The organism is Paracoccus shandongensis (assembly GCF_017315735.1).
Lineage (GTDB): Bacteria > Pseudomonadota > Alphaproteobacteria > Rhodobacterales > Rhodobacteraceae > Paracoccus > Paracoccus shandongensis.
On record NZ_JAFLRK010000038.1, the window covers coordinates 1 to 17,104 of the forward strand.

Annotated in this window: 20 protein-coding genes and 1 pseudogene; 12 read left to right on the top strand and 9 right to left on the bottom strand. The window is 66.0% G+C overall.

The genetic code is table 11. The annotated features are described in order from the left end of the window. Positions 1–625 (top strand): annotated as a pseudogene (locus JX613_RS17055) (D-alanyl-D-alanine carboxypeptidase); the annotation flags it as partial. A 66-nt stretch (positions 626–691) separates the two neighbouring features. On the opposite strand, the gene ccoS reads toward JX613_RS17055, so the two are convergent. From ccoS to ppk2, 5 genes are all read right to left on the bottom strand, one after another. Beyond that, positions 692–853, bottom strand: a complete 162-nt coding sequence (gene ccoS, locus JX613_RS17060) for a cbb3-type cytochrome oxidase assembly protein CcoS (RefSeq protein WP_154763514.1) — start codon at positions 851–853, stop codon at positions 692–694. 3 nt (positions 854–856) lie between these two features. Continuing rightward, positions 857–3,058: a heavy metal translocating P-type ATPase gene (locus JX613_RS17065; protein WP_207102676.1), complete on the bottom strand. Its 2,202-nt coding sequence runs from the start codon at positions 3,056–3,058 to the stop codon at positions 857–859. A gap of 1 nt (position 3,059) precedes the next feature. After that, complete coding sequence (locus tag JX613_RS17070; RefSeq protein ID WP_207102677.1) at positions 3,060–3,524, bottom strand: FixH family protein; 465 nt, start codon at positions 3,522–3,524, stop codon at positions 3,060–3,062. Between the two features lies 1 nt (position 3,525). Further along, positions 3,526–5,076 (bottom strand): RdxA/RdxB/FixG family protein, encoded by a 1,551-nt coding sequence (locus JX613_RS17075; RefSeq protein WP_207102678.1) that lies wholly within the window; start codon positions 5,074–5,076, stop codon positions 3,526–3,528. An 85-nt stretch (positions 5,077–5,161) separates the two neighbouring features. Further along, complete coding sequence (gene ppk2 / locus JX613_RS17080) at positions 5,162–6,166, bottom strand: polyphosphate kinase 2 (protein ID WP_207102679.1); 1,005 nt, start codon at positions 6,164–6,166, stop codon at positions 5,162–5,164. A gap of 137 nt (positions 6,167–6,303) precedes the next feature. On the opposite strand from ppk2, the gene JX613_RS17085 reads away from it, so the two are divergent. The 7 genes from JX613_RS17085 to JX613_RS17115 all read left to right on the top strand — a co-directional run bounded on the left by JX613_RS17085 (position 6,304) and on the right by JX613_RS17115 (position 11,495). Continuing rightward, positions 6,304–6,963 (top strand): glutathione S-transferase family protein, encoded by a 660-nt coding sequence (locus JX613_RS17085; protein ID WP_207102680.1) that lies wholly within the window; start codon positions 6,304–6,306, stop codon positions 6,961–6,963. Between the two features lie 50 nt (positions 6,964–7,013). Next, entirely contained in the window at positions 7,014–7,262 is a 249-nt protein-coding gene (locus tag JX613_RS17090) for a hypothetical protein (RefSeq protein ID WP_207102681.1), read from the top strand. A 2-nt stretch (positions 7,263–7,264) separates the two neighbouring features. Further along, a complete protein-coding gene (locus JX613_RS17095) occupies positions 7,265–7,645 on the top strand; it encodes a type II toxin-antitoxin system death-on-curing family toxin (RefSeq protein WP_207102682.1) in 381 nt (126 codons plus the stop codon). A gap of 78 nt (positions 7,646–7,723) precedes the next feature. Continuing rightward, on the top strand, positions 7,724–9,682 hold the full coding sequence (parE, locus tag JX613_RS17100; RefSeq protein WP_207102683.1) for a DNA topoisomerase IV subunit B: 1,959 nt from the start codon (positions 7,724–7,726) through the stop codon (positions 9,680–9,682). Between the two features lies 1 nt (position 9,683). Then, positions 9,684–10,517: a thymidylate synthase gene (locus JX613_RS17105; RefSeq protein ID WP_207102684.1), complete on the top strand. Its 834-nt coding sequence runs from the start codon at positions 9,684–9,686 to the stop codon at positions 10,515–10,517. A gap of 1 nt (position 10,518) precedes the next feature. Next, positions 10,519–10,998, top strand: coding sequence for a dihydrofolate reductase (locus tag JX613_RS17110; protein ID WP_207102685.1), 480 nt, complete (start codon positions 10,519–10,521; stop codon positions 10,996–10,998). A gap of 68 nt (positions 10,999–11,066) precedes the next feature. Continuing rightward, positions 11,067–11,495, top strand: a complete 429-nt coding sequence (locus tag JX613_RS17115; protein ID WP_207102686.1) for a VOC family protein — start codon at positions 11,067–11,069, stop codon at positions 11,493–11,495. A 6-nt stretch (positions 11,496–11,501) separates the two neighbouring features. Here JX613_RS17115 and JX613_RS17120 read toward each other — a convergent pair whose 3' ends face one another. Continuing rightward, entirely contained in the window at positions 11,502–12,002 is a 501-nt protein-coding gene (locus JX613_RS17120) for a MarR family winged helix-turn-helix transcriptional regulator (protein ID WP_154763890.1), read from the bottom strand. A gap of 127 nt (positions 12,003–12,129) precedes the next feature. Next, positions 12,130–12,420: a succinate dehydrogenase assembly factor 2 gene (locus JX613_RS17125; protein WP_207102687.1), complete on the bottom strand. Its 291-nt coding sequence runs from the start codon at positions 12,418–12,420 to the stop codon at positions 12,130–12,132. A gap of 85 nt (positions 12,421–12,505) precedes the next feature. Between JX613_RS17125 and JX613_RS17130 the strand changes: the two genes are divergently transcribed. After that, positions 12,506–13,708, top strand: coding sequence for a pyridoxal phosphate-dependent aminotransferase (locus JX613_RS17130; protein ID WP_207102688.1), 1,203 nt, complete (start codon positions 12,506–12,508; stop codon positions 13,706–13,708). On the opposite strand, the gene JX613_RS17135 is transcribed toward JX613_RS17130, so the two are convergent. Together JX613_RS17135 and JX613_RS20315 are read right to left on the bottom strand one after the other, a co-directional pair. After that, the gene (locus JX613_RS17135; protein ID WP_207102689.1) at positions 13,705–14,490 is read right to left on the bottom strand and encodes a 3-hydroxybutyrate dehydrogenase; all 786 of its coding nucleotides are present in this window, start codon (positions 14,488–14,490) and stop codon (positions 13,705–13,707) included. The genes JX613_RS17130 and JX613_RS17135 overlap by 4 nt on opposite strands. 149 nt (positions 14,491–14,639) lie before the next feature. Next, the gene (locus JX613_RS20315; RefSeq protein WP_336512329.1) at positions 14,640–14,912 is read right to left on the bottom strand and encodes a hypothetical protein; all 273 of its coding nucleotides are present in this window, start codon (positions 14,910–14,912) and stop codon (positions 14,640–14,642) included. Here JX613_RS20315 and JX613_RS17140 point away from each other — a divergent pair. Genes JX613_RS17140 through JX613_RS17145 form a run of 3 tightly spaced genes read left to right on the top strand, consistent with a single transcriptional unit; the run spans position 14,878 to position 17,080 of the window. Next, positions 14,878–16,614, top strand: a complete 1,737-nt coding sequence (locus tag JX613_RS17140) for an extracellular solute-binding protein (RefSeq protein WP_336512326.1) — start codon at positions 14,878–14,880, stop codon at positions 16,612–16,614. The two genes, JX613_RS20315 and JX613_RS17140, sit on opposite strands and share 35 nt — an antisense overlap. Then, positions 16,611–16,739 carry a hypothetical protein gene (locus tag JX613_RS20195; protein WP_272874548.1) on the top strand — a complete coding sequence of 43 codons (129 nt, stop codon included), beginning with the start codon at positions 16,611–16,613 and terminating at the stop codon, positions 16,737–16,739. Before JX613_RS17140 ends, JX613_RS20195 begins: the two co-directional genes overlap by 4 nt. Next, the gene (locus JX613_RS17145; protein WP_207102691.1) at positions 16,739–17,080 is read left to right on the top strand and encodes a hypothetical protein; all 342 of its coding nucleotides are present in this window, start codon (positions 16,739–16,741) and stop codon (positions 17,078–17,080) included. Before JX613_RS20195 ends, JX613_RS17145 begins: the two co-directional genes overlap by 1 nt. Positions 17,081–17,104 lie beyond the last annotated feature (24 nt).

Sequence of the window (17,104 nt, forward strand, 5' to 3'; positions counted from 1 at the left end):
GGTCGCGACCGGCGGCCTGACGCTGGCCGCCAGCGCCCGCCCCGTCAGCCGCCGCGCGGCCCCCGCCGAGGTTGCCGCAGCGGCAGAGGCCGAACCTGCGGCGCCGTCGGCCAGCCTGGCAGCCCCGGTCCTGCAACAATCCGTCCGGCCCACCCCCGCGCCACGGTCCCGTTCGGCCAGCACGGCGGCAATCACCAATGCCGCCGCCGAACCCGAGGCGATTGCCCGCGCCGTGGCCCAGGCCGTGCCGCAGGATGGCGGCGCCGCGATGTCGCTGCTGGCCTCGCCTGCGCCGAAGCCCCGGTCGGAAACGGTGATCCTGGCCGCAATGGGCGAAGGCGACCTTGCCGAACCCGAGGCGCTGGAGATCGTGTCCCGCCCCGGTGGCAGCGCGCGTGGCTGGGGCGTGACCCTGGGCATGTTCAAGTCAAAGACCGAGGCAGAGCGCCTGCTGCTGCGCAGCGCGCTGCAGGACGGCGCGATCCTGAACGGGGCGGCGCGGCATGTGGCCGACACCAAGCGCGGCTTTCAGCCCAGCTTCGCGAACCTGACCAGGGCCAATGCCGAACTGGTCTGCGAACGCTTCGCCAGCCGGTCTCAGGAATGCCAGGTGGTCGGGCAGTAAGCCCGGTCGTCATGGACATGAAAAAGGGGCGAGGATCACCTCGCCCCTTTTTCTATTCCGGCCTGCCTAGTCGGGCCTTGGCCGGTCGTCCCATTTGTCGGACAGGATCCGTTCGGCGTCGCCTTTCGGATCCTCGAACTGGCGCGACCGCAGGGCCCAGATGAAGGCCACCAGGCCTGCCGCGCCAAGGCCCAGCGATACGGGGATCAGGATCGACAGGATCTCCATGGCCTAGTTCCTTCCGTCGCGCAGCCGCAGGGCGTTCAGCGTCACCGTGATCGAGCTGAGCGACATCGCCAGCGCCGCAATCAGCGGCGTCACCATGCCGGCCACCGCCAGCGGCACCGCCACGATATTATAGGCGATCGAGATCGCAAAGTTCTCGCGGATGCGGCGGGTGGCGCGGCGGGCGGTGGCCACCGCGTCGGCCACGGGGGCAAGATCGTTGCCGGTCAGAACCATGTCGCTGGCGACCCGCGCGGCGTCCAGCGCGCTTGCAGGCGAGATCGAGGCATGGGCCCGGGCCAGCGCCGCCGTGTCGTTCAGCCCGTCGCCCACCATCAGGACGCGCGCACCCTGCGCTGCCAGATCCGCGACCATGGCCTCTTTCCCGCGCGGATCGACGCCCGCACGCCAATCCTCGATGCCCAGGCGTGCGGCCAGATCGGCCACCGCCGCCGGACGGTCGCCCGAGATCACCACCACACGCATCCGCGCCTTGCGCAGCATCTCCACGCAATCCGCGGCACCGGGCCGCAGTTCGTCGGTGAAGTCCAGACGGACCGGGGCCTGCCCTTCCACCGCCAGCCAAGTGGCGCTGGTGGGCAGGGTTTCGACATCGTCGCCCACGCCCAGCCAGTCGGCGCGGCCCAGGCGAACCGCTTGGCCCTGCCAGCGGGCCGAGACGCCAAAGCCCGGATGCTCGGTCACGTCGGACAGGTCGGCCAGGGGCTGGTCGGCCAAGGCCTCGGCCAGGGCGCGCGACAGGGGATGGGCGGATGCCTCGGCCAAGGCGCGGGCCACGGGGCGCAGGTCGGCGGGCAGCGGATCGGCGCTGACCAGGACCGGGCGGCCCATGGTCAGCGTGCCGGTCTTGTCGAAGACCACGGTATCGACCTCGGCCAGGCGCTCCAGCGCGGTGCCGTTCTTGATCAGCAGCCCGCGCCGGAACAGCCGCCCCGAAGCCGCCGTGGCGACCGCCGGGACCGCCAGGCCAAGCGCGCAGGGGCAGGTCACGATCAGCACCGCCGCCGCGATGTTGACGGCCAGCCGCAGGTCGCCCGTGGCCCACATCCAGCCAATGAAGCTGGTCAGCGCCATCACGTGCACGCTGGGCGAATAGGCCTTGGAGACCCGTTCGGCCAGCGAGGTGTAACGCCCGCGCGCAGCCTCGGCGGCCTCGACCAAGGCGGTCAGGCGCGCCAAGGACGAATCGCGGCCCGCCGCCGTCACCCGCAGGGTCAGGGGGCCGGTCAGGTTCACCTCGCCCGCCGACAGCATCTGGCCGGGGGCGGCCAGCACGGGCAGCGTCTCACCCGTCAGCAGGGCGCGGTCGATCTCGGACCGGCCTTCGACGATTTCCCCGTCGGCGGGTACGCGGGCGCCGGGACGGATGCGGATCAGGTCGCCGGGGCGCAGGGTGGCGATCGGCACGACCTGTTCGGCCCCGTCCACCAGCAGGGTGGCGCGGGGAACCTCCAGCGCGGTCAGTTCGGCCGCGGCAGAGCGGGCGATGGCGCGGGTGCGGTGGTCCAGATAGCGCCCGATCAGCAGGAAGAAGCACAGCATGGTCACGCCGTCGAAATAGGCGTGATGGCCCGACTGCATCGTCTCGGAGACCGAGATCGCGCTGGCCAGGACCAGCGCCAGCGAGATCGGCACGTCCATGCCCAGCCGGCCTACGCGCAGCGCGGACCAGGCGCTGCGGAAGAAGGGCTGGCCCGCGAAGAACACGGTGGGCAGCGCGATGGCGCCGCTGATCCAGTGGAACAGGTCGCGCGTCGCGGCCTCGGCCCCCGACCAGACGGCGATCGACAGGATCATGATGTTCATCATCGCGAAGCCCGACACGCCGATGCGCATCAGCAGATCGCGGCCCTGGCGGTCGGCGGTGGTGGCCGAAAGCGCGTCGGGGTCAAGCTCGTGCGCCTCGTATCCCACGCCCGCCAGGACGGGGATCAGGTCATCCGCCGTCAGGCCCGGCGCGTCCACGGTGACGCGGCGCAGGGTCAGGTTGACGCGGGCGGACTTGACGCCCGGATGGGCGGCCAGCGCGGTTTCCACATCGGTGATGCAGGTCGCGCAATGGGCCGTGGGCAGCGACAGGATCAGCGTGCCGTCGGCATGGTCGGCCCGGTCGGCCAGCCGCTGCGCCAGGGGCGCGGCATCGCAGGCCGGACAGGCGCTGAATCCCGATGCGGTCAGGTCGGCCATGTCAGTTCACCCTTGCGCCTGCGTAATGGTCCAGCCGCTGGCGGAACGCCGTCCCGTCCTCGGCCACGGCCTGGACATGGATGTTCCAGGCCCCGGGTTCCAGGGTCAGGGGCGCGCGATAAACGCCGCCCTCCACGGTGAAGTCGGGCGTCACGTCCGACCGCTTGTGCGTGGGCCGCCCGATCGTGGCCGAAAAGTCGCGCAGGATCGGATGGCGGCCCTGCTTGTCCAGGATCTCGATGGTCAGTTCGGATCCTTCATAGCTGGCCCTGGCGGTCCAGCCCAGGGATTGCTGGGCCTGCCGGTCGCGGTCGAACTGCTGGGATGCGACATAGCTGTTCTTCACCTCCAGCCCCGGAAAGCTGCCCACGGCCAGGGTCGCCATGACGACGTTGACGGCGATGATGACGCCAAAGGCGGCCAGCGTGATGATCAGGACGTGGCGGCCCGTCAGTTCCCTTGCCATGTCATTGGCCCTTTCCGTGGAAGATGGTGCCGACGGTCGCGGTGGTCCCGTCGATCTCGTCCTGGACGACCAGGTCCAGCGGGGTCGTCTCGGCCAGGGCCAGCGGCGATCCGGCGGGGGCCGTGACATACAGCCTGCGGCTCAGCGTCTCGTCCGCGGGCACATCGACCGCACCCGAGGGTGCGCCCTCGATGGCGACGGTCAGGCCGTCGGCGCCTTCGACGTCAAAGCTGAAGGCGCGCGGTTCGTGCTGCTTGTTGCGCAGGCGAACCTCGTAGGTGTTGCGGATCGCGCCGTCCGACATGGTGACGAACAGGGGGTTGCGCACCGGCGAGACGTTCAGGTCCAGCGGCGAGCGGATGAACAGCGCCACAATCAGCGCGACCCCGATGCCGGCCCACAGCGTGAAATACAGCAGCGTGCGCGGGCGCAGGATGTGCTTCCAGACGGGCTTCGGCTTGGCCCCGGCGCGTTCGGCGGTCTCGTCCTTCAGCGCCATGTAGTCGATCAGCCCGCGCGGCTTGCCGATCTTGTCCATGATCTCGTCGCAGGCGTCGATGCACAGCGCGCAGGTGATGCATTCCATCTGCTGGCCGTTGCGGATGTCGATGCCCATGGGGCAGACGTTCACGCAGGCCATGCAGTCGATGCAGTCGCCCGCCGAGTTGGCCGGGATCGGCCCGCCGACGCCGGTGCGCACGCCTTCATAGGGGACGGGCGGGTAATGGCCGCCCGCGACAGGGCCTGCGGGGTGGCTTTCCGCCTCGGCCTGGAAGGCCACGGCGGCGGGACGGTGGCGGACATTGGTCTTGCCGCGCGGCTCGCCCCGCCATTCGCGATAGGCGACGGTCAGCGTGTCCTCGTCCATCATGGCGGCCTGGATGCGCGGCCAGGGGCAGGCATAGATGCAGATCTGCTCGCGCGCGAAGCCGCCGAAGAAGAAGGTCGTCGCCGTCAGGATCGCCATGGTGATATAGGCGACCGGATGGGCCTGGCCGGTCAGCAGGTTGCCCAGCAGCGTCGGCGCATCGGTGAAATAGAAGATCCAGGCCCCGCCGGTCATCAGCGCGATCACCAGCCAGACCGCCCACTTGAACAGCCGCAGCCTGACCTTCTGCCCGTCCCAGGTCTGGCGGTGCAGGCGGATGCGGGCGTTGCGGTCGCCCTCGATCCAGCGTTCGACCAGGATGAACAGGTCGGTCCAGACCGTCTGCGGGCAGGCATAGCCGCACCACACCCGGCCCAGGGCCGAGGTGAACAGGAACAATCCCAATCCCGCCATGACCAGAAGGCCCGCGACGAAATAGAATTCGTGCGGCCAGATCTCGATCCAGAAGAAGAAGAAGCGCCGGTTGGCCAGATCGACCAGGACCGCCTGGTCGGGCATCGACGGCCCGCGGTCCCAGCGAATCCACGGCATGACGTAATAGATCGCCAGGGCCACGGCCATGACGACCCACTTGAGGTTCCTGAACCGCCCCTTCACCCGCTTCGGAAAGATCGGTTCCCGCTTGGCGTAAAGGCTGGGGTGGTCCAATTCGGGATTGGACATTGTAAGAATCGCTCCTGTTTCGCAAGGGCCGGTCTAGACCGGATGCCGGGGCGATTCCTTGACCTGCATCAAATGCAACCAGCCCCTATTCGTGCGGCACGGCGGCCTTGCGGCTGTCGGGATGCAGCGCACGGCCCAGGATATGGGTCGATCCGTGGACCACATGGCTGGCCGTTCCCACGATCAGCGGGTCGGGCGGCAGGGCGATGGCCGGATCCTTGTCGGGATAGTCCAGCGTCGCCAGGAAATGCCTCATGCAGTTCAGCCGTGCGCGTTTCTTGTCGTTCGACTTGACGATGATCCAGGGCGCGTCGGCGGTGTCGGTGTAAAAAAACATCGCCTCCTTCGCCTCGGTATAGTCGTCCCACTTGTCCAGGCTCGCCTCGTCGATGGGCGACAGCTTCCAGCGTTTCAGGGGGTCGGTCTTGCGCGCGGTGAAGCGCAGCCGCTGTTCGTCCTGCGTGACCGAGAACCAGTATTTGTAAAGCCGGATCCCCGACCGGACCAGCATCCGCTCGAACTCGGGCGCCTGGCGCATGAATTCCAGATAATCGCTGGCGGTGCAGAACCCCATCACCCGTTCGACCCCGGCGCGGTTGTACCAGCTGCGGTCATAGAAGACCATCTCGCCCGAGGTGGGCAGATGCTGGACGTAACGCTGGAAATACCATTGCCCGCGTTCCTCGTCCGTGGGCTTGTTCAGCGCCACCACGCGGGCCGCGCGGGGGTTCAGGTGTTCGTTGAACCGCTTGATCGTGCCGCCCTTTCCGGCGGCATCGCGGCCCTCGAACAGGATCACGAATTTCTGGCCGGTTTCCTGGGTCCAGATCTGCACCTTCAGCAATTCGGCCTGCAATTTCGCCTTTTCCGCCTCGTATTCCCGGCGGCCCATGCGGTCGCGATAGGGATAGATGCCGGTCTCGAAGGCCTCGCGCACGGCGTCGGGGCCTGCAAGCCTGACGCGGCGGGGGCGCGGGGTGCGCACCGGCGGGGGCGCCTCGGCCTGGGGGGCCGGGGTGGCGTCGGCTGCGGGGGCGGTCTGGATGGCAGTCTCGGCAGTGTCGGGGGCGGGGGACAGGATGTCGGCCATGGAATGTCCTTCTGCACGGGATTGAACGGCATGAGTCTGTCACATTTTCCGGCCTTCCGCCTTGCGCAGGATCAATTCATGGCGCTTTCCTGCCCGCTTCAGGCGGCATACCCTCTGCCTGACAGAAGGAGCCTTCCATGCTGACCATCCACGGGGTCACCCGCTCGCGCGCCTCGCGCATCATCTGGCTGTGCCACGAAATCGGGCTGGCGTTCCGGCAGATCCCGGTGATCCAGGCCTATCGCCTGGCCGATCCCGATGCCCCGGACGCGGTGCTGAACACCCATTCCCCGGCCTTCCTGTCGCTGTCGCCCGCAGGCGCGATCCCCGTGATCGAGGATGACGGGCTGGTCCTGTCCGAATCCCTGGCCGCCACCCTGTATCTGGCCCGCAAGCATGGCGGCGCCATCGGCCCCGCTGATCTGGCCGAGGACGCGCTGATGATGCAGTGGAGCTTCTACGCCGCCACGAGCATCGAGCCCGACGCGCTGACCATCCTGTTCCTGCACGCCCGCTCGCGCCTGCAATCGGGTGAGGACCAGGCCCTTGTCGCCCATGCGGCCGAACGGCTGGTCCGCCCCCTGAAGGTGGTCGAAGGGCATCTTTCCACCCGGCCCTATCTGGTCGGCGACCGCTTCACCGTGGCCGACATCAACATGGCCGAGGTTCTGCGATACGCCCAGGGCTATGGCGAGCTGATGGGGCAATTCCCTGCGACCATGGCCTGGCTTGAGGGTTGCCAGTCGCGCCCCGCCTTCCGCCAGATGTGGGAGGCGCGGCTGGCCGAGCCGGAATAGATATTGAAATATGCATTCCTGCATCTAATATGAAGCGCAGGAGGCCCGCCATGACCCGTTTGCTGACGAACCACATCTGCACCATGACCGAATTGCGCGAACCGCATAAGGTTCTGGAACGCTCGGGCGGCAAGCCGGTGGCGATCCTCAGGAACTCGCAACTGGTGGGTTATCTGGTGCCCGAGGAGGCGACGGACAAGCGCCAGCACCGCTATGCCACGCGCGAGGAAGTGATGGAGTCGCTGCAGCGCACCAGGGAACGCGCGCAACCTGTTCTTGACTATCTGCGCGACAAGTAACCATGACCGAATGGCTGCTGCCCTCGGCCGAAATGGTCGAGACGATCCACGATGTCGTGCTGAATGAGGGTGAATTGCTTGGCCGCGCGCAGGACAAGTCTCTGGAGGGGGCCTTGGCGCGGGTTGAAAACCGGCTGGCTTACGGCATGATCGGCGATGTTTTCGACCTGGCTGCCGCCTATGCGATGGCCATTGCGCAGGGTCATTGCTTCAATGATGCCAACAAGCGCACGGCCTATCGGACGATGCAGATCGTTCTGGACATGAACGGCGCGCGCGAGCCGGACGTGCCGGACGACATTATCGGCCAGAAGATCATCGCCCTTGCCCAGGGCCTGATCGACGATGGCGACCTGGCCGAATGGCTGCGCGACAGGGCCTGAACCCGCCGGGGCTGGCCCTTGGCCCCTTCGCATGAGATAGTCCGGCGCGAGCCGACCCAAGAACAAGAGCAGACACGAATGGCCGACGACCTTCTTTCCGCCGTTGATGCGACCGACAGCTATTCCGCCGCTTCGATCGAGGTGCTGGAGGGGCTGGAGCCCGTGCGCAAGCGCCCCGGTATGTATATCGGCGGCACCGACGAACGCGCGCTGCATCACCTTGTGGCCGAAATCCTCGACAACTCGATGGACGAGGCCGTGGCGGGCCATGCCAGCCGGATAGAGGTCGAGCTGCTGGCCGACTACAGCGTGGTCGTGCGCGACAACGGCCGCGGCATCCCCATCGACCCGCATCCCAAGTTTCCGGGCAAGTCCGCGCTGGAGGTGATCCTCTGCACCCTGCACGCGGGCGGCAAGTTCTCGGGCGATGCCTACCAGACCTCGGGCGGGTTGCACGGGGTCGGCGCGTCCGTGGTCAACGCATTGTCGGACGTGATGATCGTGCAGGTCGCGCGCAACAAGGAACTGTTCGAGCAGCGGTTCTCTCGCGGCATCCCGCAGGGTCCGGTGGCCCGGATCGGCGCCGCCCCCAACCGGCGCGGCACCACCGTGACCTTCCACGCCGACGAGGAGATCTTCGGCCATCACCGCTTCAAGCCCGCGCGGCTGCTGAAGATGGTCAAGTCCAAGGCCTATCTGTTCAGCGGGGTCGAAATCCGCTGGAAATCGGAAATCGACGACGGCGAGACCCCGCGAGAGGCGACGTTCCATTTCCCCGGCGGCCTCGCCGACTACCTGTCCGAAACGCTGCACGGGGCCAGCACCTATGCCGACCGTCCGTTCGCGGGCAGCGTCGATTTCCGCCGCCAGGGCGCGCCGGGCAAGGTGGATTGGGCGATCAACTGGACGCCCTCGCGCGACGGCTTCATCCAGTCCTATTGCAACACGGTTCCCACGCCCGAGGGCGGCACGCACGAGGCGGGCTTCTGGGCCGCGATCCTCAAGGGGGTGCGCGCCTATGGCGAGCGGGTCAGCAACAAGAAGGCCGCCAACATCACGCGCGAGGATCTGCTGACCGGCGGCTGCGCGCTTGTGTCCTGCTTCATCCGCGAACCTGAATTCGTGGGCCAGACCAAGGACCGCCTGGCGACGACCGAGGCTGCGCGGCTGGTCGAAAACGCCGTGCGCGACCATTTCGACACCTGGCTGGCGGCGGATACCAAATCAGCGGGCGCGATCCTGGACTTCCTTGTGCTGCGGGCCGAGGAGCGCCTGCGCCGCAGGCAGGAAAAGGAAACCGCCCGCAAGACGGCCACCAAGAAGCTGCGCCTGCCGGGCAAGCTGGTCGATTGCAGCGCCACCAGCCGCGAAGGCACCGAACTGTTCATCGTCGAGGGCGACAGCGCGGGCGGCAGCGCCAAGATGGCGCGCGACCGCACCAACCAGGCGCTGCTGCCCTTGCGCGGCAAGATCCTGAACGTGCTGGGCGCGGCGTCCAGCAAGATGGGCGCCAACCAGGAAATCAACGATCTTTGTCAGGCCCTTGGCGTCGGTATCGGATCCAAGTTCAATGTCGATGATCTGCGCTATGACAAGGTCATCATCATGACCGATGCCGACGTGGACGGCGCCCATATCGCGTCGCTGCTGATGACCTTCTTCTTCACGCAGATGCGGCCGATGATCGACAAGGGGCATCTTTATCTCGCCTGCCCACCGCTTTACCGGCTGACCCAGGGGGCGCATCGCGTCTATGTCGCGGATGATGCCGAGAAGGAACGGATGCTGGCCAAGGGCTTGGGCGGCAAGGGCAAGATCGACGTGCAACGCTTCAAGGGTCTGGGCGAGATGGACGCCAAGGATCTGAAGGACACGACGATGAACCCCAAGACGCGCAAGCTGATCCGGGTCAGCATCGACGATGACGAAGGCGGCGAGACCGGCGATCTGGTCGAACGGCTGATGGGCAAGAAGCCCGAACTGCGCTTTGAATATATCCAGGAAAACGCGCGCTTCGCCGAAGAACTGGACGTGTGACATGCGGCAGTATCACGACGCGCTGCGGACGGTTCTGGAACAAGGGCAGGAAAGCACGGACCGGACCGGGACCGGCACGATCAGCCATTTCGGGTTGCAATGCCGATACCCCCTGGCCGAGGGCTTTCCGCTGGTCACGACCAAGAAGCTGCACCTCAAGTCGATCATCCACGAGCTTCTGTGGTTCCTGTCGGGCGACACGAACATCCGGTACTTGCAGGATAACGGCGTCTCGATCTGGGACGAATGGGCGGACGAGAATGGCGACCTGGGTCCGGTCTATGGCCGCCAGTGGCGGCACTTCCCGAAGCTGGTGCCCAGCGGACTGGATGCCGATGGCCGCCCGCTGTTCTTCGCGGGCCATGTGGATCAGATCGCGGACCTGGTGGACGCGATCCGCAGGACGCCGGATTCGCGCCGCCTGATCGTCTCGGCCTGGAACCCCGGGGATGTGCCGGACATGGCGCTGCCGCCCTGCCATACGCTGTGGCAAGTGCGGATCCTGGGGGGCAGGCTGCATCTGCAACTGTATCAGCGGTCGGCGGACATGTTCCTGGGGGTGCCGTTCAACATCGCCTCCTATGCGCTGTTGCAGGTGATTCTGGCGCATGTGACGGGGTATCAGCCGGGGGATTTCATCCATTCCATCGGCGATGCGCATATCTATTCCAACCACCTGGATCAGGTGCAGACCCAGCTTGCGCGGACCCCGAAGCCCCTGCCCCAGCTGCGCCTGCGGCGTCAGGTCGGGTCGATCTTCGACTTCCGCTATGAGGATTTCGAGATCCTGAACTATGATCCCGATCCGGCCATCAAGGCCCCGGTGGCGGTGTGAGATGCTAACCCTGATCGCAGCCCGCGACCGCAACGGTGCCATCGGCAAGGACAACGACATCCCCTGGCGCGCCCCCGAGGATCTGGCCTTCTTCCAGCGCGAAACCACTGGCGGCGCCGTGATCATGGGCCGCAAGACCTGGGACAGCCTGCCGGTCAAACCCTTGAAGAACCGGCTGAACCTGGTGGTCTCGGCGGACCCGGCGGTTGCCGAGCAGGTCTTCCCCTGGCCCGCTGCGGCCGTCGATCACGCGCATCAGGCGGGCCATCGCCGCGTCTATGGCATCGGCGGGGCGGGCATCTATCGCGCCCTGCTGCCGGTGGCGGACCGGCTGCTGCTGACCGAGGTGGACCTGGCCGTGCCGGATGCCGACGCCTTTTTCCCGGACTTCGACAAGAACGACTGGCATTGCCTGGGTTCCGTCCCGCTGCGCGCCGCGGACCCCGGTTGCGTTCTGTTTGAATACCTGCGCCGCCGCTAGGGCGGTTTGCACCCCGCCGCGCGCCGTGCCAAGCTGCCGCTGATCCGCAGCAAGACAAGGAGATCCCCATGAATATCCGCTATCTGCACACCATGGTCCGCGTCGCCGACCTGGACAAGACCATGGCCTTCTTCAAGCTGCTGGGGCTGGAGGAAACGCGCCGCATCGCCAACGACAAGGGCCGCTTCACGCTGGTCTTCATGGCCCCGCCGGGCCAGCCGGAATGCCCGGTCGAACTGACCCATAACTGGGACGGCGACGAAGGCCTGCCCTCGGACAGCCGGCACTTCGGCCACCTGGCCTATCGCGTCGGCAACATCTATGACCTGTGCCAGCGGCTGATGGATGCGGGCGTCACCATCAACCGGCCGCCGCGTGACGGGCACATGGCCTTCGTGCGCAGCCCCGACAACATCTCGATCGAGCTGCTGCAGGAAGGCGACCCCCTGCCCCCGGCGGAACCCTGGGCCAGCATGGCGAACACCGGCCACTGGTAAGGCGCGTCAATAGATATAGCGGATCTGTTCCAGCCAGAACCGCTCGATCCGGCGGCTTTGCAAGTTGACCTGCTCCAGGGGCGGGTCTTCCAGCACGCCGGACATGGCCAGCCCCTCGGCATGGCGCAGGAACAGGCGGTGAACCATGTCGCGGATGGCCTGCCCTTCGTCGGTCAGCTTGACGCGAACCGACCGGCGGTCCAGGTCGCTGCGTTCGTGATGGACATAGCCCATCGTCACCAGCTTCTTCAGGTTATAGCTGACATTCGATCCCTGATACATGCCGCGGGACCGCAATTCGCCCGCCGACACCTCGGCCCCGCCAAGGTTGTAAAGGATCATCGCCTGGACCGGGGTCAGGTCGTGCTGGCCCAGGCGTTCAAATTCATCCTTGACCAGATCCAGCATCAGCCGGTGCAAACGCTCCAGCAGTTGTAGGGATTCCAGATAGGCCTCGGTCGTGTCGGCCAGGTCCGGCAGGGCCTGGACATCGGCTTGGGGGCGCATATCGCGGGGCGCGGGGGAAATCATGGCGTCTGGCGATCCTGATTTGTTCGTCATGACCCGACATTGCCGCAAAATCCAAAATCTTCAGTTAATGCAACACAACTTCCGCAAGATGTTTGGGAAAATTTTAGCGAACGGGCCGCAGCCGTTCCGCCGCATGGGTTGCGATCCTGTCCAGCATCGCGGCAATCCCCGCCGGGCCGCGATTGTCGCCGCCATTCACGCGGGCCGTGACCCACAGGTACAGATCCTGGTCGTTCTCGGCCAGCACGGCCTCGTAGGCGTCCAGATCGGCGGGCGACAGTTGGGCGAGGGGGCCATCGGCGAAATGGCCCAGGATCAGGTCCATTTCCTTCATGCCCCTGCGCCAACTGCGCATGGTCAGGCGGCGCAGGCGGATTTCAGGCGATTCGATCATTCTTTGTCCTTTCCGGCGCGCTTGTCGTCGCGGTCCGGGCAGCATAAGCCATGCGGCGACGCCATTCAAACCGCCGAGGCCGCCCATGGGTTTTCTGTCCGACCGCCTGTCCCGCATCAAGCCCTCGCCCACCATTGCGATGACCACCCGCGCGGCAGAACTGCGCGCCCAGGGCCGCGACATCATCGGCCTGTCGGCGGGCGAGCCTGACTTCGACACGCCCGCCCATATCCGCGACGCCGCCAAGGCCGCCATCGACGCGGGCCACACGCGCTATACCGCCGTGGACGGCACGCCGTCGCTGAAGCGCGCGATCTGCGACAAGTTCGCGCGGGAAAACGGGCTGGACTATGCCCCTTCGCAGATCACCGTCGGCACGGGCGGCAAGCAGATCCTGTTCAACGCGCTGCTGGCCACGCTGGACGAAGGCGACGAGGTCATCATCCCTGCGCCCTATTGGGTCAGCTATCCCGACATGGTGATGCTGGCGGGCGGGACGCCGGTCGTGGTCGAATGCGGCCTGGACCAGGGCTTCCGCCTGACGCCGGAGGCGCTGGAGGCCGCGATCACGCCGCGCACCAAATGGCTGATCCTTAATTCGCCGTCCAACCCGTCCGGCGCGGGCTATGACCGGGCGGCGATGGAGGCGCTGACCGATGTGCTGCTGCGCCATCCGCAGGTCTGGGTTCTGTCCGACGACATCTATGAACACCTGGTCTTCGACGGGTTCGAGTTCGTGACCCCCGCACAAATCGAGCCCCGTCTGAAGGACCGCACGCTGACGATGAACGGCGTCAGCAAGGCCTATGCCATGACCGGCTGGCGCATCGGCTATGGGGCCGCGCCCGAATCGCTGATCAAGGCCATGGCCAAGCTGCAATCGCAGTCCACGTCCAACCCCTGCTCGATCAGCCAATATGCGGCTGAGGCGGCGCTGAACGGGCCGCAGGATTACGTCACCGAAAGCCGCGCCGTCTTCCAGCGCCGCCGCGACCTGGTAGTGGCGGGGCTGAACGCCTGCCCCGGCATCGAATGCCCGACTCCCCAAGGGGCCTTCTATGTCTATCCGTCGATCAAAGGGCTGATCGGCAAGACCTCGGCCGCAGGGACCGCCATCAGCGACGACGAGGCCTTCGCCAACGCCCTGCTGGAGGAAACGGGCGTGGCGGTGGTCTTCGGGGCGGCCTTTGGCCTGTCCCCGCATTTCCGCATCTCTTACGCCACCAGCGACCAGCAACTGACCGAAGCGGTGGCCCGCATCCGCCGCTTTTGCGAGGGCTGCGCCTAAAGCGCCGTCCAGCCGCCGTCCACGCTGATCGTGGTGCCGGTGATCTGGGCCGCCGCGTCGCTGCACAGGAAGACCGCCGTGTCGCCCATCTGCTCGACCGTGGCGAATTCCTTGGACGGCTGGCGTTGCAGCATGACGTTGCGGATCACCTCGTCGCGCGTCATGTTGTATTCCTTCATGGTGTCGGGGATCTGCGCCTCGACCAGGGGGGTCAGGACATAGCCGGGGCAGATGGCGTTGCAGGTGATCTGTTCCTGCGCGGTTTCCAGCGCCGTCACCTTGGTCAGGCCCACGATTCCATGCTTGGCCGCGACATAGGCCGACTTGAAGGCGCTGGCCGTCAACCCGTGGGCCGAGGCGATGTTGACGACCCGGCCCCAGCCTGCGGCGCGCATCATCGGCAGGGCCGCCGCGGTGGTGTGGAAGGCCGAGGTCAGGTTGATCGCGATGATCGCGTCCCACTTTTCGACCGGGAAGTCGGGAATCGACGCGACATGCTGGATGCCCGCATTGTTGACCAGGATGTCGCAGCGGCCTGCCTGCGCGATCAGGGCGCGGCATTCGTCGCCCTTGGACATATCCGCCTTGATATACCGGACGTTTACGCCATGTTCCTCAGCCAGATTCTGGGCCAGCGCATGATCCTCGGGGCGGTCGGTGAAGCTGTTCAGGACGATCTCGGCCCCGGCCCTGGCCAACTGGCGCGCCACCCCAAGCCCGATGCCCGAGTTGGAACCCGTCACGATTGCCGTTTTACCGCCTAGAAATCTCTCGAACATCATGCCTCGCACCTGTTGCCCGTGATGACCGGGAGCCGTTAAAAGACCCGGTTTGCAGGTGCAGCATGGGCAAAAAAAAACGCCCGCACAAGGCGGGCGCAGTCATGAGGCAGGTTTCATACAGGCAAGAAACCTATCGAGCAGTAAGGTATTTATACGCCAAAGCCCGCCAGAGTCCAACGAATAAGTCTCACCTGCCATTGACGATCTTCGGCCGAGTCAGTTGAATTTGTATCGAAAACAAGAAAATCGGGCAGTCGGGCGATGAAAATCTTAAGAAACCTTAACAAATCCGCGACTATGCGCGCCTTGTGCCTGATTTTGGGGGCTTTTTCAGGTGTTGCATCATTGCCGCTTTCGGCGCGTGCCGAAGCGGTCCATGCCCTTGCCATGTATGGCGAACCGGCGCTATCCGAAGGATTCACCGCGCTTCCCTATGTCAATCCTGACGCGCCGCAAGGCGGAATGATTCGCCTGGCGGAACCCGGCGGGTTCGATTCGCTGAAGCCCTGGGTTCTGAAGGGCAATGCTGCATATGCAACCGGCGTCCATGTGGCCGAGACGCTGATGTATCGCAGCCTGGACGAGCCCTTCACCCTGTATGGTCTGCTGGCGCAGTCCGTCGAGACCGCGCCCGACCGATCCTGGATCGAATTCACCCTGCGCCCCGAGGCCCGCTTTTCCGACGGCAGCCCCGTCACGGTGGCCGACGTGATGTGGTCCTTCGAGACCTTGGGCACCCAGGGCCATCCGCGCTATCACGCCGCCTGGGCCAAGGTCGCGAAGATGGAGCAGGTGGGCGAACGTAGCCTGCGCATCACCTTCACGGAAACTGACCGGGAACTGCCGATGCTGATGGGCCTGCGCCCGATCCTGAAGAAGGCGCAATGGGAGGGCAAGGATTTCTCGGCCTCCAGCCTGGAGCCGCCGGTCGGATCCGGGCCCTATGTGGTGGACCGCGTGGATCCCGGCAGGTCCATCACCTTCCGCCGCAATCCCGATTACTGGGGCAAGAATCTGGCGGTGAACCGGGGGCGCAACAACCTGGATGTGATCCGCTACGATTACTTCGGCGATGCCAATGCCATGTTCGAGGCCTTCAAGGCGGGCGAGGTCACGGTCTGGCGGGAACTGTCCGGGCTCAAGTGGGAAACAGAATACGGCTTCCCGCTGATGCAGCGCGGCGATGCCGTGAAGTCCGAGATCCCCAATGGCCGCCCCTCCGGGATCATGGGGCTGGTGATGAACACCCGCAACCCGCTGTTTTCCGACTGGCGCGTGCGGCAGGCAATGATCGAAGCCTTCAACTTCCGTTTCATCAACGCCACGCTGAACGGCGGCAAGGACCGGCGCATCACGTCCTATTTCGCCAACAGCGACCTTGCCATGCAGCCCGGCCCCGCCACGGGGCGCGAGGCCGCGTTGCTGGCCCCCTTCGCTGCCGACCTGCCCCCCGGCACCATCGAGGGCTACACCCTGCCCGAGGGGTCGGACCGAGCCCTGGACCGCGCGGGCTTGCGCCGTGCCATCGCCCTGCTGGAGGAGGCGGGCTGGACAGTGCGCGACGGCGTGTTGCAGAACGCGGAAGGCCGCCCCTTCGCCTTCGAGATCCTGCTGAACCAGTCGGGCACCGCCATGCGCACCGCGTCCGAAACCCAGCAGATCGCCGACATCTATGTGCAGGCCTTGCGGAACCTGGGGATGCAGGCGCGCATCACGCTGCTGGATGCGGCGCAGTTCGTGCAGCGCACCAACGAATTCCAGTTCGACATGACCTGGTACGAACGCGCGCTGTCGCTGTCGCCGGGGAACGAACAGTTGCTGTATTGGGGGTCGGTTGCCGCCGACCAGCCGGGCAGCCGCAACTGGATGGGGATGAAAAGCCCGGCTGCGGAAGCGGTCATCGCTACCATGGTGAATTCGCGAACTTCCGAAGATTTTGCCGCCGCCGTCCGTGCCTTGGATCGAATCCTGACCGCGGGGCGTTATGTGGTGCCGGTCGGGTTCTCGCCGGTCTCGCGGCTGGCCCATGCCGCGGACCTGCGTTATCCTGCCCGGACAACGCCACTTTACGGAGATTGGCCGGGCTTCATGCCCGAGCTGTGGTGGCAGGAGGCAGAGAAATGAGAGCAGTGATAGGAACGCTGCTGGCCTGCATGGTGCTGGCTGGCTGCAACACGGTCGCAGGCGTCGGAGAGGACATCACCGGCATCGCGACATGGGCACAATCCTCGATGGGAGGCGGATACTGATGAAATGGCAGCACGTGCAACAGAACTGGGCCGCCTTCTACGAGGCGATCGTGGAGAAATGGCCCGAGGTGGACGAGTCCGACCTGGACGAGATCGACGGCGACCAGCGCGCCTTCGTGGCCTATCTGGCCGAGGCGACGGGCCAGGAGCCGTCCGAGATCCGCGAGGAATTGCGCGAATGGCTGGCCGGAGAGATCCCCTCGGACGTGGTCATGGATCCGACGCATGACAACCATTCCATCGCCCTCAGCGCCAAATACGTGGGCGAGGGCGAGGACGAATATGCCGACGACGCCCGCTTCGGGGACGACGACGAATATCCCGACGACGGCGACCGCTGACCCCTGCGCGCCGCGCGGTCCCCG